We start from the raw sequence: 21,418 nt of genomic DNA, 5'->3' as shown, positions 1-21,418 counted from the left end.
TCACTTACATCTCGCAGGCTCCCATACGGAAGCGCACGCGCGGAGAGGGCGGGACTGTGATCGTATCGCTTCCGGTTCGTGCACGTCGTAAGGATTAAATGCGTCATCATACCAATGTGCGGTTCCCCAATTAATTGCAGAGATCAAACTAGCTCATGAAATAACTGCGACACCGCAAAAAGGTCAACCAAAAAACTGCAGACTGCTTTTATTCCTGCTATGGAAACTGCGGAATCGTCACGCCGTCGAACAGGAGACTACATATGAGTCGCACTTGGCTTTTCGCAGTTATCGCCACGCTGGAACAATGGCGTGCCTTCAATCCTGCAATTGGCTGGCTGCTGGCGACTGTGGTTCTTATCGTTCATGTAGCGCTTGCGTTTGTCCTGGGCGATCCAGGTTGGCTTTCGGCAGGCGGAGCGCTCATCATCATCCTAGGGGTCCTGACTATAGCTCACCCGCTCATCCGGCAGGGTGATCGTAAGGTGCTGGAGAGTGGAAGAACAATCCTGCGTCAGGTGAGGGAGGTCGAGGGTCGTGTCGTTCTCGTCAACCCGGAGGAAGAGAACCAACGCTTCCAAGACGCTCGCGCAGAATATCAACACGGTCCCGCGATCGCCATCGTGGGTACGTTGATAAATGGCTACGGATCGCTTCTATTGGCCCCCTTTGTCGCGAACTAGGTTGCCAGTGAACGACCGACGTGCCCAAGCAGCTTTTAGCCATTTTCCGGCCATGGGCGACTGTTGTACCGCTCGCAAGAGACCCTGAAATCACACGCAACGCAGGTGGCTTCGTCCTGGCTGTCGGCGGGCCAGGTTTGGCGAATATGATTGCTCGTGCGTTCGTCCACGACCCTATCTTCAATCGCGCGAACCACGCGGTCGATCGCTGCTGTTGCAGCATGCATCGATTCTTGCGTGACCGGAATGATCCGGATCGCCCGTCTCATCTTGAAGTCGTCGGAAAGATCGATTTGGCGACCGGGTTCCCAAGCATTGATCTGATAGTAATCCGGTGTGCCATTGGCAGGAATGACATCGGTCCGGCCACGGCGCATCTCGCGTTTCAAGTTTGAAAGTTCATTCGTACCCGGCGACAGTTCGCCAATATAGACGAGGATGGCGGCGGCAACCGGCCTTGCCTCCGGTTGTTGCGATCTGAGCCAGGCATAGGTTTGTACCTGCCACTCGCCCAACTGCCAGTCGCTTCGCTCGTCTGTGTCGACCGGCGGGCGGCGCGATCCCTTGTAGTCGATGATGATTTCGTATTCGCCGTTGAGATCCGGTTGCGCCGCGACAATGGCGGCTTTCAAAGGGTTGCCCTCCGGCTGGTCATCGAGTTGTGTGTGGCCAAGGACGTCGATGATCCCTTCCAAGATGTAGCGGGTGGCTCGCTCGACATTCGGGTTCTGGCCCGGCAGAAGGAAACGGGTGCCAATCACTTTCCGTTCGGCAACGTCCACTAAGGGGAACAGATGTGGCCCAAGCTGATTGATCACTGCCTCGGCACGCTCGTAAGCCGATATCCGCGCGTCGGAACTGCGAGCGAATTTTCCCTGATGTGCAAGCGCCTGCTCGATCGGCCAGCCGATCACGCGTAGGTCGAGCGCAGGCAGGCCGACCGGTTCATCGGGACGTTCCCCCTCCTGGGGGATGGTACAGTGAAGTGGGAATGGCAGCGACTGGTTTTCCTGCCAAAGCCGATAGGTGCGCTCCATCATGCCGTGCAAAAATTCTCCATACCAGAGCTGCACGGGTCGGGAGGGCGGAAGGGAGGAGCCATTGTAATAGCGATAGCTGCGTTGGCAGCGCGAAAATGACAGGACGTCACCGGTAAGGCTGTAGTCCGGAATGATACGATCCGGACGTTTGATCGGCAGTTCCATAGGTTCCTCACACGAAAAGTAGGTTCGGCGGGCTGACCATTACCGGCAACCGACGGCCGGTTGGTTGCGGCGACTGGTCGCGCCACGCCCAACTCTCGTCCTGACGCCAGCCAAGCGCGACATTCTTAATATTGCTAGTCCACTTGAGGGCCTTGTCGCATCCGACGAGCATCAGCACGCTCTGCGGCCGGCTGAAGGCAACATAGTAGAGACGGATCAAGTCCTCGAAACTTCTATCCAGGCCGTTGCGCTGCGTGCGCAGAGCGCCGAGGTCAGGCGTGAAAGGCGCCAGCAGGTCCTCGATCATCGCCGTGGACGATGGCTGTTCCGGGAACCGCCGAAAGCGGTTCTTCTGATGATTCGTCGTAAAGTCAGTACCGACGTCGACGATCACGAGTGGAAACTCGAGACCCTTGGCCTGATGGATCGTCATCACGTTCAATCGATCACGAGGAACGCTCGGCATGATCTCTTCGTCGACGTCGATCACGTTTTCGGCGAGCGGCGTCAACACGTCCCGAATGATCGCCTCGATGCTGAGACGGCCATGATCGTCTGGAGAGCCCGGATTTTGCGGACGGATGAGCCTGCCACGGTAGGCGGAGAAGCCCGCAGCCTGTCCGGCGGCACGCGACAGCGCTTCCAGATAGACTTGACCCTCTGGATCGATCTCGAAGTAATCGAGCCACGGGATCAAGCCATAGATGACGTCGAGGAACGGCCAGTCGCGGCTAGATGCCTTATCGCCGATTCCGCGCAGGCAATAGTCGCGCCACTCAGACATCTCTTGAGCCAGGGTTCGGCCGTAGACTGGCCGAGGATTTGTTTGCAGAAACTGCTGCGCTGCCGCCACCCATCGGTTCATGAAGAACTTAGCGACATTGGTGATCGCCATCGAGGAATAAAGGCTTCCACCTGGTCGATCGGGTGGATCGATGGAGAGAAGTACCAATCCCAGAAGTTGCTCGACATGCTCGATGTCGCGCAACGACCGGCCGCGTGGGTTGAACATCTTCATGTCGCGGGCTGCCATGGCGTTGCGCAGATGATGGGTAAAACGTGCTTTCGGAGGATTGCCGAAATACGGTTTTTGCATTTCCAGCACACTGGAGGCGAGGAGAACCGCATCGCCTAAGTCGCCGGCCTGGGCGTTCCCTCGCAGGTCGTCGATCAGCCGGCCTTGAGGGTCACGATAACCGCCCCCACGGAAGACGGCTTCAATGAAGTCCGTCAGGTCGTTGGCGAGTGTCTGGGAATCGGGCCGGAACATTGCCAGAATCGGCACTTGGCCCTGGCCATTGTTCGGTCGGATGACGGGCTTGGGCGGCTGGATGCGGGCCGGGCCAAAGTTCGGGTCGGTGCGAACAAAGGCGTTGAAGAAGGCGACGATCTCGTCGGTTGAACGGTAATTTTCGACGAGATAAAGAGGACCTGCTGGGGCTCTGCCCAGTCGGTTACGACATCGATCGATAAAAGCACGAAACAACTCAATCGTTGCGCCGCGAAATCGATAAAGGCTCTGGTCATCGTCGCCGACGACCGTAAACGATGCCTGGCACGCCTCGACCAGTTCGAAATAAATCGCTTCCTGCAGGGCGTTCGTATCCTGATACTCGTCGACGAGAACCGCCCTGACATCGGCAAGCAAAATCGGTACCAGGCGGGCGCGAAGCCGCTCGAGCAAAGCCTCTTCCAGGCCGGAGAAATCCAGCAAGTTATTCTCGCGCAGATATCGACGATATGTCGCGTCAATCTCGCTGACGATCCGGTGAGCCTCCGGTTGGTCGGCAGCGCCAAAACTCACCACATCCACCCGATCTTGGATAAAGCGGTCGATGATCGGCACCAATGTGTTGGCCGCTTCAGCCAGCGTGGTGGGCGGGTCGTCATCCAGCGTGAAGGGAGACAGAAATGCGCCGAGCACGGCCTGATTGTTCCTATAGCTCGCGCCGAGCCCGCCGCGTCTCTGCAGGATGACGCTGGCGGCGAAACTCTCCAATGTGACGAGCGGAGGTTCATCCGCATGCCTGTCGGATCCAAGAGCCTCCTGGCAGACGCTGTCGAGCGTTCCGGTGACAACGCGATTGATGTCCACATGCGCCAGGAATTCCCGATCGGCTTGCGAAATCGGCTCGGTTCTGGCCTGTTCGAACAAGGCCTCACCCCATTCGATCAGTCGGCTGCGTATCTCCCGCGCCGCCTTAACGGTAAACGTGGTAATCAGGATCTGCTCAGGACGCAGATGATCGACAAGGATGTGCCGCAGCACGCGAAGCACCAGAACCGTCGTCTTGCCGCTTCCCGGACCAGCAACGATCATTGTGGGAATCGCAGGGTCTGCCTCAAGACAGATGCGCTGTTCTCCGTTTGGCAACCTTCCGATGGCACCCGTCCGCGCCACTATACCCAAGAATTCTTCGTATGTCACAATAGGTCCACTTCCAAAGGAGCGACGCTCCCGCATAAGTGGAAATGCAGCACACATATGGTGATTCTGCAACGACGGTTCGCGGTTTCCCCAGCAACCCACAACGGTCGAAAACACTGGTTTTTCCGCCAAAACAAGGGCGGGTATCCTGACGACCGGCACGGCGCCTCAACAACTGCATCTCCGCGTTTCGCGTCATCGGACGAGGCGCGTCAAAAATGCCTTTCCCAGGTTTGTCGATGGAGTCTCCCACAAAACGCGACTCCCTGCTTTGCGGCCAGATCCAGAGACCGTTCGTTATGTGCCGGAGACCAGGCGAGCGATCTTGACTGCATAACGGTCCGTCATGCCCGAAACATAATCTGTTAGCGAATGAAGCGCGGTATAGGGGTCGGTGACGTCGCGTAAATCGAGACCGGTCGCCCGACACAATTGCTTGTGGTAGCCGTCCAGATCTGCTTCCTTCCACCCGTTCGCCATCAGAGCCCTGTAAACGCCTTCCAAGCCATCCAGTACCTGATGAACGACGTTTCGTCCGAGAACCTCCAACTCGGTCTTTCGTCGCGACGTGAACAGGCGCTGCGATGCAAGAGCCTTGATCTTGTCGAACTCTGCTTTCTGGCGAGACGCACCGACGAGGGATCCGGAGAATGTCCCCGCCATGATGGCATCGTAGTTTTGCTTGAAGGCTTCGACACAGGCATCTATCGCGCTGCCGATACTGCGGGCTCGCGCATAAGCTATGACCTCCTCGGGCCGACGGTCTGAGAGGTCTCGGTTCGTTTTGCCCGCCAGAGCATTAAGATGCTCCATGACAGTTTCCTGCGTGAAGTCGCCGGATGTAAAAGCGTCTTCCAAGTCAAGGATATTGTAGCAGATGTCATCGGCCGCTTCGACGAGGAAGACAAGGGGGTGGCGCCGCCACCAGCGAAGCCCATTGCCGCCGCCTTCTGGTAAGCCGACGCCACTTGCGACATCCGCAAAAAGGTCAAGTTCACTTTCGAAAATGCCGAATTTTTTCAGGCCGCAATAGTCATGCGTTTGGTTGGCGACTGACCGAACGTGCGCAGTCGTCGGATATTTCGAAAAGGCTGCCAAGACACTCCGCGATAGACGCATTCCGCCTTCATTGCGATACATTTCAAGCTTCGTGATTAAGCGAAAGCCCTGCGCATTGCCTTCGAACGCTTCAAATTCCTGGCGTCTGGTTTGATCCAGCGCGGCAAACAGTTCTGTCTCACCCGCGAACTTCTGGGAAAACCATTGTCCGATCGCGGCCTCACCGGAATGTCCGAAGGGCGGGTTGCCGATATCGTGCGCAAGGCAGGCGGCTTGAACGATTCCCGCGACCGCGTGCTTTTCGCCTGCTGGCAGTGAATGCTCCTTCTCAAGCCAGTCGCCGACCGCAATCCCAAGGGAGCGCCCGACGCTTGCCGTTTCGACACTGTGAATCAGGCGATGATGAAGGTGGTCGTTTTCATAGAGAGGATGAACCTGCGTTTTGTTCGCGAGGCGGCGAAAAGGCGCTGAAAATGTTATGCGATCCGCGTCCTGCACGAAGGATGGTCGGTCAGCCTTTTCTTCATACGCCGCATCGGAAAGGCGCTGACGGTCAAGAAGTTTAAGCCATTCCATGATGCGGTCTCCTGGGCGGGTAAAGTATTACCAGTTACCTGCCTGAATGAACAATTTCCGAGCTACGCTTACACTACGGTCTGTCTGATCGGAACCATTGCTGGCACAAAATCGCGATTAAGCGTCATTGAAAGAATTGACACACTTGAAACATCATTGCGTTTCGCGCCGTGCCGCAGTGACAATGTTGAGGCCAAGGAATTTTGCCATTCGCTAGGCGCCGGCGAACACCGGAAATGCATCTCTGCCGAATCCGGAGTAATGCCGGCAAATAGCGGGCGCCGAAACAGATCCGCGACTGCTTGCAACAGTGCGGGCTTGGCGATGCCTTATGTGAATTGGAAGGCAATCTAAGCGGATGGTTCATCCAAATGGGTCAGGAACTGGCCAGACCTGATCGGGTCGATCCTGTCCGCTTCTCCGAGTGCCCATCGCTCCCAGGCCGTCAGCCTTGCCTCGTCAATCTCAGCGGAGCCTTCTGTGATTGCCATACGCACACGCTCCACGAGCGCCCGGATATCTTGTGCCCGACGTAGCAGGTCACCCGACATTCTTAGGTTATCCAGCCGTTGCTGGTTCAACTCTTCGAGCCGCTTCCACCGCTGCCTCTCTGCTTCCTGACGAACCTCCTCTGCCCGTTCTTCGGCTTCCTTTAGGCTTTTTCTGAACTTTTCTTCTCCCGCCACGATGAGTTCCGCCGCAATCACGGCAATCTTATCTTCGAGCCGATTGTCTGCATCATCCTGCCAGCTTTTCGAGACACGGCCGTCAAAATCTGCGGTGAGACTCAGCGCCAGCGTTGTTGACGCCGGCAGATCGGGAGCCGGTCTTTCATATCCATTTCTACGAACTTTCTTGTGCTTGCCGACAATAGCTAGATTCAGGCCGAGATAAGTGTCGCCGATGATCGCGCGGGCGTGGAGTTCCCCGCTATGTTCATACGCGTCACCATCATGACCACGCTTGCTGAGCACAAGAAACAGACTATTCAATATCCGCAGGCATCGTTTTGAGAACGGCGAGTCAAACATGGGTCGGTCCGTCTCCCAGCTGCTCTTTAAGAACTTCTCCTGTCTGCGAGCTTCCTGTCTGAGGAGATGCGCGAGTCCTCTGTGGGGAACGCCGATGGCTTTCGCAACCGTAACGCTTCCAACGGCGCTCAATTCCTGCCTGAAAAGGTCGTCCAAATCATCGGGAACAATCGCAGAGGCAAAGGGACCTGAGGACGGCATGGCTTCGGCAATTGAGAGAATTTTCGCATAACGAGGATCCACCTTCACTCGTCCAACCTGGCCCGGGCGGCGAGGTGGAGGACTGGGGCGAGATGGTAGCGGCTTTCCCGCATGGACTTTATTCCAGTAGCCTTGTGGCGGGAGTGGAACGCCGTAGTTGGTCAACTGCTTGCGCAGCCCAACATCCGAAATATCAAGCTTTGCGGCAAGATCGCGCATTGGCGCTGACCATGCAAATGCAATCAGATCTTCTGGCAGAACGAGGATATCGTTCCAGCTACCGTATCGGGTGGACATTCATAATCTCACTTTTTGATATGCAGTCCGTTCGCATTTCAGCCTACCTCAATACAGAAGGCCGGTTCCAATTGGGTCCCGATCGTCGGGGGCGCTTGTCAACATCAGAAATAAAACCAAATACCGAGTGCCAATGTGCTCAAGGTGGGCGAAACCACCATCAACGGATAAATTGGCCCTTTGTCTCGTAGTGATGGAACGGTCAGGATCACGAAGGCAGAAATCGTCAATGATAGGAAAAGGCAAGCATGCAGCCCGACTCGATCCGGATCGCCGGCAATCCAGCGCAGCATATTCCAACCTGCCTCCGACAGTTCGAAATAGACAGTCTGGCTTGTCGCCAAAGCGATGAAACTACCCAATCCAGCGAGACTGAGCAGCCGGAGGGCTAAGGAAGCAGCATGACGAGGCGGTTTGCGAGTTTCTGCGGTAATCAGCATTCGTCCGAGAATCAGTGACTGCGACAGAACCAGGAGGGCAGTCGAGAGCCCTAAGATTGTCCAGTAGGTAAAAGGGTTCTCCGCCATCTCAGCCGTGAGATGCGCCTTTCGTTGCGCGAGCGTCGAGACACCCGGACTTGCCATGACAAAATTAAGCTGCAACGTTATTTCGAGAATAGTTCCACTGAAGTATCCAACGAGGATGAACAAAAGCTCGTCGGCACTGAAGGCGGTTCCAGCGCGTTTAAGGGCGAGGAACCGTTGCTGTGTCGGGGGATGGACCGCCAGCAGTCTACTGACAAAGCCGATGCCGGAGTCCTTCGACCGCATGCTGGTGACTTTACCAAGCCCATCGCCGCCGGAGAGGTTTCGAGCGATCGCGTCCGCATGGAATTCGCGCAAGCGAGCAGAGGCGCGGCTTTCGAGGAGTATTAGCACCGCGAGCGTACCGAGCGCGACCAGATTGGCAAGGATGGCTGGAACTGCGTTCCTCAAGACAAAGAGTAGCGTTGGAAGATCGAGGTGAGACAGTGCCAGCGTATCACCTCCGACATAGGCGATGATCCTGCCGATCGCCGCCATCATGGCGAGGCCGCCGATCAGGACGGCAGCGTTGACTATGCGCTCCGCCCTTGGGTCGCCACTCGCGAGATGAGCGATCTCGTGTGCAATCGCAAACCGAAATCGTGCTGGCTCGAGAATGGAGCTTCGCACCCATAATGTGCCAATACGAATGACACGGGAACGGCCGGCGACCACTGCCTCTATGCCTTCCTCGTCGAGCTTACCGAAGCCTATGGCATCGGCGTTAACGCCAGCCTGCGCGGCGAGGTCAGCGACAACCGTCAATGCTTGCGCAGGGATCGGACGTCCTTTTCTCAAAAGTCGTGTGGCCCGGTATTCGCCGATGCAGACTACGCCGAGCGTCAGAATCGTGAGCAGCCCCATTGCATGTAGAAGCGCCGAACCCGGTGGTCCGAGCGGCAAGATGAGGTCGTAGAGTTCGGCTGTCCAACTACTTCCGAGGACAAGGGATGGCACGATCAGCGATATCAGGCTTAGTAAGATTGCCCGCCGCAGGGCCTCATGGCGCATAAGCCGAACCTCTGCTGCGACTGTCGAGCGGGACGGCAGCCGCGCTTCCGTCTCGGTGGCACGCTTTATCTTACCCGACGCCAAGGCGTTTCAGCACGGACTTCTTGAGCTTTTCCGTGTCCTTTCCAGAGAGCCGAGCCTTCGTGGCATCTTCCTCGACCACCTTGAGGATCGCAAGCCGGCCATCGGTCGTCAGGACCTTGTCCAATGACGCCTTGTCGGGGCGTTTCAACCACCCCTTCAAGGCTTCGACCCCAGTGTCGACCACATATTTTTTTGCAATCTCACTTGCCGTATCCTTCACCCACTCACCTAGAAGATTATACACGACCTGGCCGACGAAGACCGACGCGACCCCGATCGCACCCACCCATTCTGGAGGGATACCAAGGCCTTTGCCCGCGCGGCGGCCCGCTTCTGCAGTGTCGATGGCAGCAACGTAAGTTTCCAGCAGAGGAAGTTCCTCGGGCGCTGTCTCAGCGAGGAGCATTCCGATGAATTGATTGCGAGCGTCCTTAGTGCTCATGAAAAGTCCCCCAAAAGCGATAAATATTTGCATGTCGAGGCAACAGTAGCAAAATGGGAAATGGCGCGCTCGCTTCTTGTAGCCCTCATCAAATCAATGTTGAGGATATAGTTGTGAGCGGCATTACGTCAGTTTCGTTCCGTCCAATCGTAATGAGCCGCGTGCCCCTCAAGCTTAGCAACGGGGTAAATACCTTTCTGTCCGCATCTGCGACTGCCGCTCGATCGGCAGGCACCATCCTGGCAATCAACTCGCCAGAACTCTTACAATCCGGCGTGCCGCATGAATGTGGCAGAGGCATCTGTCGCCACAGATGATGTCTTCCTGCCTGGCAGGACGTCAGCGGCCCCGTGGGTCTAGCTGCCTGAGCAATATGGGCAGCCATCGCGCCTCGGTGTCGCAGTTTCGGCCATCGACAGGTTCTTGAACTGGAAAACGGTCTTGGGCGACCGTGATTTGGTTTCGCCCGAGACGACCCGGAATAGGCCAGCGGCTGTCAGGATGGCAGCAGTCATGGATACGAATGATACGGAGAACTCGGGCGGTATGCGCCCGACGAAGCTTTTGACGTCCCGCTCGCCCATCTGCCCGCATTTTGGTTGCTTCGACGCCAGGAAGGCCATTGCGGCATCGAGATCGTCCACATGCCCGGCCAGTTCCCGGCGACGATCCGCCTCGGACAAGGCCCGCAGTGCCGCTTCCCTCTCGGCGGCCCGGGCCACATTGTCGTTCGGGACATTCCAACAACCGAGGCATTCGGCGCCTTGGACCAGTCCGTACGTCACCGACTGCGCCCGCAGGCTATCCGTACTGCCGCCTATGACTATCCGAGGGTGTAAGCCCTGAATATCCTGGCGTGACGTGTCGATATCCACGGCGGAAACGACCAGGTCGTATTCGTCATTCGCTTCCGCCTCGGCCAGCTGCGGATGCAGCCCGGGACGGGCTCCCTTAATATAGTCGCGCAACGTGCCTGCATGCTCCATGCCACCCAAACCGGACAGCGCGCGGTAGCGCGCCACGGCATCTGTCTTGAGCTGGCCAATGTCGGCGATGCCGGCCAGAAAACAGCGATTAAGGTTGGTACCCTCCTTGTCGTGGTGATCATGGTCGACCGATACCACGAACGTATCAGCAAGTTCGCTGGCGCCGAGTATCTGGATGAAGCCTTGTCCAACGGCTCCAGCGCCGATGAGGTAAAGCGGCGGTAGGTGCGAGCCGACCAGATTCGGTCCGTCGTCGAGGTCGTCCCACCGGCCTGCCGAACCGTCCCAAAGCGAATAGGCATCATCATCGGCGAAGCGACCCTTCCTGAGCCCCTTCGCGCGCTTGAAAAGCTCGCCGGCGACCAGGCAGGCCGCAAGATACGGGCCGATGCATTCCCGGCGGTCGGATCCACGCCCGAACCGGTGCGGTTCGCGGCCTATCCATGCTTTCCATCCCGCGCCCCAGCAGTAGAGATCCGCGCCGCTGGCGCCTTTTCCGGTCAGGTCGACGACGATGTCCGCTGTGCCGTCTTCCGGCAAAACAGGAATCCGTCCGCCGTTTGCCCATGTCGCGAGGTTTTCGAGTCCCTCCATCGCATCGATCGGACCGGCGCCGTTTGGCCTGACCACCGAGATATCGCCTTCGACATCAACCTGGATCGCGCGAACCACGCCATGCAGCCTTGCCGTCAGGTTGGTCAGGCACACCAGCATATGCTGACGGTTGACCTTGCCCGTGACGCTGCCGGCGCGCAAAAGCACGGTGATCATCTCCGCCTCGTTGCCCAGTCCATCAAGCGGTCTCGAGTGTCGATCACCCAATGCCAGATCCGTCATCGGAAGTCCCTCGTGTCGAGCGCGGGCCCCGGCATCACGACAAGGCGGTCTTGAACCTGTCGGGGCGCGAGCATGTGCCAGTAGTCGTTTTGCCACTCGTGCACCCCGATGCCCTGTGGCCATGCTGCCGTCTGCATTCCGTAGGCCGGAAACACGAGCGACAGGATACGGCGGCTGGAAATCATGGTATCGTCGTATCGGGAGTGCTCGGTATTGGCCCCGGGGTGGCTATGGATCTGGGCCAAAGGCTTCCAGCCGTCGGGCAGGTCATGCACCAACTCGCTCATCGCATCGGCCGCGACGTGATAGTTGCCAGGCATGGATCGTTGGCGAGGGGCACGGACCGAGCGAACCGTTGCGATGTCGCCGCTGCGGTCTCCGTACCAGAACACGCACGCCTCTCGGCGACCGGCGCGTTGCAGCATCTCGCGCGTCGCCGAGATCGCGTTCGGCGGCAGCTGAAGGACAAAGCGGCTGGGAACGTAGGGGCTCGGTGCCGGGGCACGGCGCAAGAGATACTCATCCTGCATATCGCTCGAACCTTCCTTGATAGTTGGTGCGGAAGGCCCGTCCTATCGCCGACAGGGTGTTGCGGAACGTGTCACCGGTGCGCCAGAGAATTGCGTCCTCACCGCCGTGGTTGACGTCGTAATATTCAAAGACCGCCGAACAACAGACGAGCTGGATCACGCCGTCGGGCCCTGGGTACGCGGGATGAACGTGGACCTCGGGCGAGGTCAACTGCGGTAGGTAATGCTGGTCGGATTGCCCCGCGTAGTCATGGGTCGCGGGATTGACGAACCTGGCGCTCGGCGGCCAGTCGGCGCCGGCGATGAAGTCCAGCCGAAGGAGATATTCCTCAACGACCCCCTCGTGCGTACCGCGCATGGGGACGAGCAGCGTGCGGTCCGACAACTGGTTCCAACCCAGCTCCTCCATGCTTTGACCTTCGAATTCGAGGACGCGTGGCAGGTGCTGATCCAGCACCTGCCTTCCCGCCCGCAGATCGAGGCTCGGCCGTGATCCGTGCACCGCCATGTCACGCGCCCCCGGTGCGGGCTGCGATCTCGAACTTCTTGTCGCACAGGCCCTGCCGCTGCGCCGCCTCGAGCGACAGCGAAAGGTGATCCATAAGGCTGACCGGCCCACCGGCGGTGTCAGCTTGGAGCACGTCACGCTCCGTGCGCGTGACCTCGAGCTCCCGGTAAGCCTGGTCCCAGAGTTCGGCCAGCGTGGTCGAGCCATCCACCTTAAACCGCGCGGTTTCGAGTTCGCCGAGATGCTTAACCCGAACCGTCTGCTTTTTCGGACCAACAAGCTTGCCGGGCTTGAAGCTTTCCACCCCTGCCTCGTCCAGATCGATCAGTGCCTCCTCGTCGAGGGCAATGTCAGGCTCGTCGGCCTTTTCGAGATAGATGCCTTTGTCGGCTGCCACGTTCTTGAGCTTGCGCAGCGTCGCCGCCGTGATGAAGCGCGCGGGCCAGTCAACGGCGTCACCCGAAAAGGCGATGCGAAAGGAACGATCGCTGAGGGCGACCAGGAAGCGCCCGCCGTCCGACAGAAGTACGGATTCGCGGTGCCGCACATCTTCGAGTTCGCCGTCGTCGAGTAGCTGCAAGACATAAACGTAATCGTCCGATGCGAAGCCGGCAGCCAAGGCGATCTGGCCGCCCGACGGCGTCCGGTCTCTCATGGGAACCGTGCGGAATACCAGATCGGTGCCCGCAATCTCGATCGTGCGGTTGGGATCAACGTCACTCATCTCAAAGACTCCTTGATTTCGATAATTCATCAAATACTAGCTAAAAAATAGCTAGTCAATATTTATTTAATGGCTAATTAATGTTGACAACCCGAGTGGAGAATGGTAGAACCGCGCGTACACACGGAGGGAAGCGCATGAGTGAAAAACGTACGATGACTCTGAATTTGAGTTCACAAGAGATGGATCTGGTCGACCGCCTTGCGGACGAGAAGGGATTGTCTAAGACCGCCTTGGTGAGGCAGGCACTCAGGCTCTATCAGTCCATTACGGACAGGATAGACCGAGGCGAGAAGGTGTTCTTCGAACACCCGTCAACCAAGGAAAAGGCCGAACTGATGGTGCTGAGCTAGCATCATGTCGGGAACGTTGATCGGCATGTTCGACCTGTTGGACCGCAGAACGGGCAAGTTCGTCGAGGCCCAAGTAGTGAGCCCCGCCGGATCGAGCAACGTCGCAGACATCGACGCTTCCTGGCGCCCACTCATGCAGGCCAGGATCGAGCATCTGAGGGCACAGAATCGACTGAACAACGAATCGATTGGCGAAAACGAACTTCAGGACGCTCATTGGCGATGGTCCGAGAAGGTCGAAATGTCTTCCAATCGCCTCGACCGGCAATCGTTCGCAATCGTAGCTGAAGGCGCCACTCAGGGCCTCATGCTCGTGACGACCGCGGGCTTCGCTAGGGAACCCACCCAACACGGAAAACCACTAGTCACGATAGACCTGTTGGCCACCGCGCCTTGGAACAGGCGGCGGTTCGATCCCGCTCCGCGCTTCAAGGGCGTTGGGCGGATCATGATGGTCGCTGCCATCAGCCTTAGCGTCCAAGAGGAATTCAGTGGAAGAGTGGGGTTGCACGCCTTGCCACAAGCAGACGCTTGGTATCGTGATACGGTTGGAATGACCGACTTAGGGATAGATGAGACTCGCATGCGCTATTTCGAGCTGACCGAAGCCCAAGCGCGCGCGTTCCTCGCATAACAAGGGAGCAGATGATGGAGATGCTTGTCTCACGCGACTGGCTCCGGCGAAAGATCGAGTCCGATCCGGATACGGACAATGACGCGGGATGGCCGATCGAGGCTGTCGATAACATAGGCATGTTCTTGCCGTCCGAACTGGTGTCGGACGTAGGGTACGTGGTCGAACTTAAGCACGCCTTCGGGGTGTTCATTCGCCAGTTGCGACGACGCGACCAGTTGTCCGTCGAGGCGCTGGCTGAAAAAGCGCGGGTGGAAGCGCGGGAAATCAGGTTGATAGAGCTCGACCCCAACTACAAACCGAGACCACGGACGGTCCACCAACTGGCCGAGCACTTCGCTATGCCGCCGCAGGCATTGATGAAGCTGTCGGGGGCGACCGTGACGCGAGACGAGGCCTTGCAGGAAGAGGCTCAAAAGTTCGCGGCCAAATCGGACGACCTGTCCAAACTGACCAAACAGGAGCGACAAGACTTGGAAGGCTTCGTCAAATTCCTGGTATTAAGTCAAAAGTGAAGCGATGAACGGAGGGACGGTCGGAGCCTACGAAGCGGAAGACATACGTCGGCTTGTCGATCGGATTCTTCGCGATTTGGGCAATCCCGAACCGCCCCTCCGTCTTGCTGATGTTCGATTGCTGCTCGAGCTCGACCTCAAGTTCTACAGCCTCACCAACCCCTCGCTGCTGCAGGAAATCGCCCACCGGATGAAAGTGGCCGGCAAGCAGGTGCTCGTGCGCCCGACCCTTCTGGTGGACGTGGTGAAGAAGGCCAAACTGTCGGCGCTATGGGTGCCTGACGGCAACCGCATCCTGATCGACGAGGGCGTTCCCGACGCCAAGAAGCGTTGGATCGAAGCGCACGAAGTCGGCCACAGCTTCATTCCGTGGCATAAGGATTTCCTCTTCGGCGACGACCAATACACCCTCGATCCGGATTGCCACGCGGATGTCGAGGCCGAGGCGAACTTCGCGGCGGCGCGGTTGCTGTTCCTCCAGGACCGCTTTGCGACCGAAGCTCGAGATATTGCAATCACCTTCAAAACCATCCAGACGATGGCCAAGCGGTACGGCAACACTATAACCACCACGCTGTGGCGCACGGTGGAGGAACGCGACAAGCAGCAGCCGGCCTTCGGAATGGTCAGTGCCCATCCTCACCACGCTGATATCGGGCGGGAGCCCGACGGCAAGGACGTGCGGTATTTCATCCGATCGGAAGCCTTCAGGAAGCGTTTCCCCGGCATCACGCAGGAGTTCTGTTGGAACCTCCTGCGCGCCAATTGCGGAGGCGCCAAGAGGGGGCCGGTTTTCGATGGCAGCATCGTGCTGACGGACGTGAACGGAACCCGCCACGAGTTTGCGATGGAGTGCTTCTGCAACCAGCATGCGGTGCTGACCTACGCGGTGTATGTACGCCCAGCTCCGCTCGTCATCGGGATGAACTAAAGGTTGCCAATGCGGGGATGCGGCAGGCAAGAAGGCCGGGGCCGGCAATTCTGCCATTTCTTGGTCAATGACCATCAGGCTGATGTAGCCAGGCCCCCGTTCCACTCGTAAGGCCAGATGCCCCCAAAAAAGGAGCTTAGAAGGCAATGCGTCGGGCGCGAAACCTAGCGGCGTCCAGACGGATAGATGCGGCGACCGTGCACCGTCCGGTCCGTAGGCCTGCAGCGCTACCACGGACTAAGGCAAAAAATTCAGTCCATGACGCCAAGCCCGGTCAGTCCGCTCCCGGCCCCACATCGGTCTTTCCATCCGGGACGAGCCGATGTCCGCTAATGGCGAATTGAGACGGAGGGGGCTTTGAACAACAGGGGCGTCGATTCTGATCCCTTCAAGACGACCGATAATCGTTTACGCTGCCAGCTTTGGTACGTGTCGCTCAACCAATCGCAGGAATCGGGTGTTGCGAGCCCCCGCAACCAATCTTCCCAAAAAGCCCGCCTCGTGCGGGCTTTTTGTTTGGTAACAGCTCGAGAATTTGACGCCTCATCTGCGGCCCGCAAGAAGGAAAAGCCGACGCAGCCCGGACACAAAAACCCCAAATCTTGACCCCGCGACCAATTCAACTTGCAAATTTACCCATGCAAATCGCTTGGCAGAAGCACTCGACATAACCCTCGACGAGCTTTGCGTTTCTGCTGGGCGTTCAACTCCCCGGACGCCGACTGATCTGCCGCGGAACTTTCATTCGGCAGCCATGAGAGCCTCGGCGGTTTTTGATAAGCAAGATGGCGCGGTGTAACCGGCGGAAACGCGAAGCCTTCATCTTGCACAGCGAGCTACTCTTCTCAAAACGTCCTATGCAGAACGCATCACGCCCAGCGACGGCATTGTATGGGGTGCGTCGCCGTTGTACCATGTAGCCTGACAAGTGTGCGCAGTGCTCATTGTAGAGCGGAGCCAAAGCCCCGTCGCGCGCTTCAACCCGATGAATAAGTAGCCGGATCATGGAACTTATCGTCGCCCTTGGCCTGATCGTCTTGAAGGTCGCGTTCCTGATTGCGATCCTGCTGTTGCTACCCTTGCCGCTCACCTGGCTGGAACGCAAGGTTGCCGGGCACATGCAGCAGCGGATGGGGCCGATGCGCGTGGGATGGCACGGGCTGTTGCAGCCGGTGGCGGACGGAATCAAGCTCCTGACGAAAGAGGATCACATCCCGGCTGAGGCCGACCGGTTTCTGTTCAAACTGGCGCCAATCCTGGCACTCGCCCCACCCTTTGTGGTGTTCGTCGCGATCCCCTTCGGCGAAACTGTCTCGGTCCTCGGCCACGGGATCACGCTCTACGTCTCCAACATGAATGTGGCGCTCCTTTTCGTCTTCTCGGTGATCGGGATCGAGGTTTATGGCGTCATCTTCGGCGGTTGGGCCTCCAACAGCAAATACGCTGTCCTGGGCAGCCTCAGAACCTGCGCGCAGATGATCAGCTACGAAATCCCCATGGGGTTCGCGGTCATCGGCGTGGTCATGCTGGCGCAATCCATGAGCCTTCTCGAGATCGTGCGGGCGCAGGCCGATGTCTGGAACATCGTCTACCAACCGATCGGATTCTTCGTGTTCTTCGTCGCCGGATTGGCCGAAGCGCAGCGCATCCCCTTCGACTTGGCGGAAGCGGAAGGCGATCTGGGGGCCGGGTTCCATACCGAATACAGCGGTATCCGCTTTGCCTTCTTTATGGTCAGCGAATATGCCATCGTATTGCTTGTGTCGGTTTTGGTGGTGATCCTGTTCTTCGGCGGTTGGAACGGCGTTCTGGTTCCTTTGCCACCGCTCCTGTGGTTTGCTCTCAAGGTCGCGTTGTTCGTCTATGTGTTTATTTGGTTTCGCTTCACTTTCCCCCGCTACCGCTACGATCAGTTGATGGCGATCGGATGGAAAGTCTTGCTTCCTCTGTCGATGGCGAACATAATTGTAACTGGTGTACTTTTAGGGGCCGTAACGGGTCCATAGCGAGGCGGCGATGTCGCGCGCGCAGGACAGAGTTGGAACATGGATTGGCTGGACGTTTTTTGCCGATCTGGCGAGCGCCTTGGCTCTGACCTTCGGCTACATGTTCTCCAAATCCGTGACCATGCAGTATCCGGACAACGAAAAATGGTTGCCTTACTCGCGTTACCGAGGGCATCACTTTTTGAAGCGTGATGAAGAGGGCGAGATCAAGTGCGTGGCCTGCGAACTCTGCGCGCGGATCTGTCCCTGCGACTGCATCGAAGTCGTCCCGTACGAGGACGAGAAGGGCAATCGCCATCCGGCCAAATTTGAAATCGACACAGCACGCTGCCTGTTCTGCGGGTTGTGCGAGGACGCCTGCCCGGCGGATGCAATCGCGCTTGGGCAACAATACGAATTTTCCAGTTTTTCCTCCGCTGACCTGGTGATCGGGCGCGACGATCTGCTCGTCAAGCCGGGTAAGGCGGCAACCGGCGGCGGCGTGGTTGCCGCGCGCCTCAATACGAAGAAGGACGTAATTGTCGAGACCAACGAGACGCAGGGCTACAACTGGTGGCGGAATATCCGGCGAACATGAACGCGCGCCAGCCATCAAACCGAAGCGCTCAAACAGGAGGCTCAGATGTTTGTCGGTGAAATCATGAAGAACAAGGGTGTCGGTGTCATCGCAGTCGCCCCCGATCAGACGATGGTGGAGGTACTGAGGTTGTTTCGAGACAACAATATCGGCTTCGTCGTCGTGAGCCGCTCGAACAGCAAATACCTGGGTACACTGTCGGAGCGCGATTGCTGCAATGCGATGGCGGAATATGGGGCCGAGGCGGCGGCGATGCGGGTCGCGGACATCATGAACCGCAATGTGGCGATGTGTTCGACACAAGATTTGCTGCCCGTCGCGATGGGGATCATGACCCAGCGGCGCACGCGCCATGTGTTGGTCACGGATGGAGGCAACGTGGTCGGCGTGGTCAGCATCGGAGATGTGGTTAAGCACAGGCTCGACGAAGCGCAGCGTACAGAGCAGGAGCTGCAGGATTACATATGCGGGGCCAGGTATCACTGACGCCGCCAACTCGATGTGATGACGCTGGGGCGGGCAGCTTGCCGCGGAGCCTTGCGGTGCCCCGATCCTAGAGCAATTCCAGGAAAAGTGCGAAGTGGTTTTCCGTCCGGAATTGCGTAAAAACAAAAAGTTAGAGCGGTTCAGCGCTTCCGTGAAAACCTGAACCGCTCGAGATCTTCAAACCCCACGCCAGCTCCGGCCTGGGCGGTCGACGTCAGGAGTGGGATGCGCCTTCTGGACTTCCACCGCGCATGGATATTCGCCCCGCCGCAGCAGGCTGTTGAGACGCAAGGCTCCATAGTTTTCCGGAACGAAGACGAGGCCCTTGGGAAACCGCCTGTCGACCTTGAGCTGCGCCGACAGTTCGCCTTGGCCGGAACGCACGATTACCTGATCGCCATCCGAAAGGCCAAGCTCCGCAGTATCCTGCGCGCTCATCGCGACATAGGGATCGTTGGCGACCGTGTTCAGCGTGTCCGACCGTTCGGAAAGATATCCGTTGTGGAACAGGCAGTCGCCGGTGATCAGCATGAGCCGGTCGGCTGCTGTTGGAACGGACGGCGGCGCAAGGAACACGCCAGCCGATAATGTCGGCACCGCCCTGGTGAATGCGCCGTCGGCGCCAAGTCCGTCCTGCGTCAACCCCTGATAGGCCGGGACCAGCCGGGCAATCTCGTCGAAAATTTCGCCTCGCGTCGATGGCCGCAGCGCCTGGTTGCGTAGCGCGGCGACGAAGTCGATAATCGCCAGATTGCCTCGCGCCTCGAAAACGGGCTCACGGAATTTGCGAACATTCTGGATCCGGCCTTCGTTGTTGGTGAACGTTCCAGATTCCTCGCCATAGCCCGCCGCGGGCAAGACGACCTCGGCCATGCCCGCCGTATCCGTGAGGAACGCGTCCTGCACGATCAGGAGATCAGCCGCGCCAAGCGCCCGCGTCACAAAATCCCGGTCGGGATAGGCGACCAGGGGGTCGGTTCCGACGATGTAGAGCGCGCCCATCCGGCCACCGACGCAGAGCTCCAGCATGGCGTCGAGACTCGCGCCGGGTCCAGACGGGATTTGGGCGTCCCAGTTTCGGGCAAGATCTGCGCGCGCCGCGTCATCGGCGACCGCCCGCAGCCCCGGCAGAGCCGCCGGCAGGACCCCCATGTCCCAGGCACCCATCTGGTTGGCACGGTCGAAGAGAAACTGCATTGCCGGGCCCTTGCCTAGCAGGCGCAGGCCCTGCAGGAGGTTGTTGAGCTGCAGCAGCGTCGCGCGCGCTTCGGGTGATCTCAGGAGGTCGACGCTGACAAGCACGGTGACGCTACGGGCTTCCTTGAGCGCGGCGGCGAGACGATCCGGCCGGTCGCCGCCGGTGCCCGCTGCCGGCCAGCCGATCGTCGCACCGATGTCCGCAATTGAGTCGCCCGGCAAGGTCTGACCGGCCGCCGCCATGAGCGCGGTTACCACCGCCGCAAGGCTTGCCTCTTCTCCGCCCGGCGGCACGCGAACCACCACCCTGGCATCGGCGTCCAGACGCGAGGGCCGCGCCGAAAGCATCAGCAATCCGGCCTGCCGTCGCCGCACGGCGTCTCGCAGCAGGTATTCGGTGACGGGATTCTCCTCGGTCACGTTGCCGCCGACGACGAGCACGCAGTCGTTGCCGATTACGTCGTCCAGCGGTGCGCGGCTGTAGAAAGTCCCCAATAGCGGGCCGAGCGTATCGAAGGGCGCGGCCCAGCGTGACGAACAATCAATGTTGTTGGTCCGGAATACTGTTCGCATCAGCTTCTGGAACTGATAAAGCACCTCGTTGGGCAGGCGAGGCGAGGCCAGCCCGCCGGCATTCTTGGCTTCGACAGCCAACAGTCGCCGGCGCAGATAGTCCCCCGCTTCGTCCCAGGAAACCGGAACCAGGGCGCCATCCTGACGGATCATTGGCTGCTTGATCCGGTCCCGGCTTGCAACGAAATCGAGGCCGAAGCGTCCTCGCACGCAGAGAGTTTCGTGGTTCACACCTTCGTCCCACTTCGAGCGCACCCGCATGAACTCGCCCTTGCGCGTGCCCACTGTCAGCTGGCAACCGGTGCCACAATGCGGGCAGATCGTGTCGGTCTCTACGAGATCCCAGGGGCGCGCCTTATAGCGGTAGGGGAAGCTCATCAGCGCGCCGACCGGGCAGACCTCGACGCAATTGCCGCACTGGTCGCAACTCGCCAGACTGCCCTCGAAGCCGGTGACGGCGGTATCCATGCCTTTCTCGACGGTGCCCAGCGCCACCGCGCCGACGACCTCCTCGCACATCCGGACGCAGCGCTGGCACTGGATGCAGCGGTTGACATTCATGATGATAACCGGGCTCAGGCGAATGTCCTCGGAGTGGAACACACGTTTGTCATCGCGGAACTGGCTTTCGCGGGGCCCATAGGCCATTACCATGTTCTGAAGCTCGCATTCTCCGCCCTTGTCGCAGATGGGGCAGTCGAGGGGGTGGTTGGCGAGCAGCATGTCGAGCATGGAAGAGCGCGTTTCCTCGATCAGAGGCGTATTCGTCCGCACGACCATGCCATCGGTGACCGCAGTAGCGCAGGACGGCTGCAGCCGCCGCAGGCCCTCGATCTCCACCAGACACATGCGGCAAGAGGCCAGCGGCGGCAGACGCTTCAGATAGCAAAAGGTCGGGATATCGATGCCCAAACGCCGGGCGGCCTGCAACACTGTCGAGCCAGCCTCAACCTCCAGCGTTTGTCCATCGATCGTGACTTTAAGCATGGTTTCCTCACAACCCTTATTCAGCACACTCCT

At 58.8% G+C, this 21,418-nt stretch carries 20 protein-coding genes; 9 read left to right on the top strand and 11 right to left on the bottom strand.

All coding sequences use genetic code 11. The features are described from left to right. Positions 1-263: 263 nt before the first annotated feature. Positions 264-683, top strand: a complete 420-nt coding sequence (locus NL154_RS16550) for a hypothetical protein (protein ID WP_434732997.1) — start codon at positions 264-266, stop codon at positions 681-683. A gap of 35 nt (positions 684-718) precedes the next feature. Here NL154_RS16550 and NL154_RS16545 read toward each other — a convergent pair whose 3' ends face one another. The 10 genes from NL154_RS16545 to NL154_RS16500 all read right to left on the bottom strand — a co-directional run bounded on the left by NL154_RS16545 (position 719) and on the right by NL154_RS16500 (position 13,126). After that, positions 719-1,888 carry a PD-(D/E)XK nuclease family protein gene (locus NL154_RS16545; RefSeq protein WP_216759823.1) on the bottom strand — a complete coding sequence of 390 codons (1,170 nt, stop codon included), beginning with the start codon at positions 1,886-1,888 and terminating at the stop codon, positions 719-721. Between the two features lie 7 nt (positions 1,889-1,895). Then, positions 1,896-4,208 carry a UvrD-helicase domain-containing protein gene (locus NL154_RS16540; RefSeq protein ID WP_434732996.1) on the bottom strand — a complete coding sequence of 771 codons (2,313 nt, stop codon included), beginning with the start codon at positions 4,206-4,208 and terminating at the stop codon, positions 1,896-1,898. Positions 4,209-4,613: 405 nt separating this feature from the next. Next, on the bottom strand, positions 4,614-5,951 hold the full coding sequence (gene dgt, locus NL154_RS16535) for a dGTP triphosphohydrolase (RefSeq protein WP_434732995.1): 1,338 nt from the start codon (positions 5,949-5,951) through the stop codon (positions 4,614-4,616). Between the two features lie 350 nt (positions 5,952-6,301). Further along, positions 6,302-7,480 carry a hypothetical protein gene (locus tag NL154_RS16530; RefSeq protein ID WP_434732994.1) on the bottom strand — a complete coding sequence of 393 codons (1,179 nt, stop codon included), beginning with the start codon at positions 7,478-7,480 and terminating at the stop codon, positions 6,302-6,304. Positions 7,481-7,584: 104 nt separating this feature from the next. Continuing rightward, positions 7,585-9,015 carry a M48 family metalloprotease gene (locus NL154_RS16525; RefSeq protein ID WP_434732993.1) on the bottom strand — a complete coding sequence of 477 codons (1,431 nt, stop codon included), beginning with the start codon at positions 9,013-9,015 and terminating at the stop codon, positions 7,585-7,587. A gap of 70 nt (positions 9,016-9,085) precedes the next feature. Next, entirely contained in the window at positions 9,086-9,541 is a 456-nt protein-coding gene (locus NL154_RS16520; protein WP_434732992.1) for a hypothetical protein, read from the bottom strand. A gap of 356 nt (positions 9,542-9,897) precedes the next feature. Continuing rightward, complete coding sequence (locus NL154_RS16515) at positions 9,898-11,364, bottom strand: ThiF family adenylyltransferase (RefSeq protein ID WP_434732991.1); 1,467 nt, start codon at positions 11,362-11,364, stop codon at positions 9,898-9,900. Then, positions 11,361-11,894, bottom strand: coding sequence for a Mov34/MPN/PAD-1 family protein (locus tag NL154_RS16510; RefSeq protein WP_434732990.1), 534 nt, complete (start codon positions 11,892-11,894; stop codon positions 11,361-11,363). The genes NL154_RS16515 and NL154_RS16510 overlap by 4 nt, the downstream gene beginning before the upstream one ends. After that, entirely contained in the window at positions 11,884-12,402 is a 519-nt protein-coding gene (locus NL154_RS16505; protein WP_434732989.1) for a hypothetical protein, read from the bottom strand. The genes NL154_RS16510 and NL154_RS16505 overlap by 11 nt, the downstream gene beginning before the upstream one ends. Position 12,403: 1 nt before the next feature. Next, entirely contained in the window at positions 12,404-13,126 is a 723-nt protein-coding gene (locus NL154_RS16500) for a multiubiquitin domain-containing protein (RefSeq protein ID WP_434732988.1), read from the bottom strand. A gap of 137 nt (positions 13,127-13,263) precedes the next feature. Between NL154_RS16500 and NL154_RS16495 the strand changes: the two genes are divergently transcribed. The 8 genes from NL154_RS16495 to NL154_RS16460 all read left to right on the top strand — a co-directional run bounded on the left by NL154_RS16495 (position 13,264) and on the right by NL154_RS16460 (position 18,628). Continuing rightward, complete coding sequence (locus NL154_RS16495; protein WP_216759814.1) at positions 13,264-13,479, top strand: ribbon-helix-helix protein, CopG family; 216 nt, start codon at positions 13,264-13,266, stop codon at positions 13,477-13,479. 4 nt (positions 13,480-13,483) lie between these two features. Then, on the top strand, positions 13,484-14,113 hold the full coding sequence (locus NL154_RS16490; RefSeq protein ID WP_216759813.1) for a GNAT family N-acetyltransferase: 630 nt from the start codon (positions 13,484-13,486) through the stop codon (positions 14,111-14,113). 14 nt (positions 14,114-14,127) lie between these two features. Next, a complete protein-coding gene (locus tag NL154_RS16485; protein ID WP_216760915.1) occupies positions 14,128-14,628 on the top strand; it encodes a helix-turn-helix domain-containing protein in 501 nt (166 codons plus the stop codon). A gap of 4 nt (positions 14,629-14,632) precedes the next feature. Then, the gene (locus NL154_RS16480; protein ID WP_434732987.1) at positions 14,633-15,559 is read left to right on the top strand and encodes an ImmA/IrrE family metallo-endopeptidase; all 927 of its coding nucleotides are present in this window, start codon (positions 14,633-14,635) and stop codon (positions 15,557-15,559) included. Positions 15,560-15,916: 357 nt separating this feature from the next. After that, positions 15,917-16,165: a hypothetical protein gene (locus tag NL154_RS16475; RefSeq protein WP_434732986.1), complete on the top strand. Its 249-nt coding sequence runs from the start codon at positions 15,917-15,919 to the stop codon at positions 16,163-16,165. Positions 16,166-16,563: 398 nt separating this feature from the next. After that, positions 16,564-17,565: an NADH-quinone oxidoreductase subunit NuoH gene (gene nuoH / locus NL154_RS16470; RefSeq protein ID WP_210629989.1), complete on the top strand. Its 1,002-nt coding sequence runs from the start codon at positions 16,564-16,566 to the stop codon at positions 17,563-17,565. A gap of 10 nt (positions 17,566-17,575) precedes the next feature. Further along, positions 17,576-18,142, top strand: coding sequence for an NADH-quinone oxidoreductase subunit I (locus tag NL154_RS16465; protein ID WP_210629990.1), 567 nt, complete (start codon positions 17,576-17,578; stop codon positions 18,140-18,142). Positions 18,143-18,187: 45 nt separating this feature from the next. Then, entirely contained in the window at positions 18,188-18,628 is a 441-nt protein-coding gene (locus tag NL154_RS16460) for a CBS domain-containing protein (protein WP_210629991.1), read from the top strand. 177 nt (positions 18,629-18,805) lie between these two features. Here the strand turns inward: NL154_RS16460 and nuoG are convergent, their stop codons facing one another. Beyond that, positions 18,806-21,385: an NADH-quinone oxidoreductase subunit NuoG gene (gene nuoG / locus NL154_RS16455; protein WP_434732985.1), complete on the bottom strand. Its 2,580-nt coding sequence runs from the start codon at positions 21,383-21,385 to the stop codon at positions 18,806-18,808. Between the last annotated feature and the right edge of the window lie 33 nt (positions 21,386-21,418).

The sequence above is a fragment of the Rhizobium sp. YTUHZ044 genome, assembly GCF_051123975.1.
Classification (GTDB): Bacteria; Pseudomonadota; Alphaproteobacteria; order Rhizobiales; family Rhizobiaceae; genus Rhizobium.
This window is presented reverse-complemented; position numbering and strand designations above follow the sequence as displayed.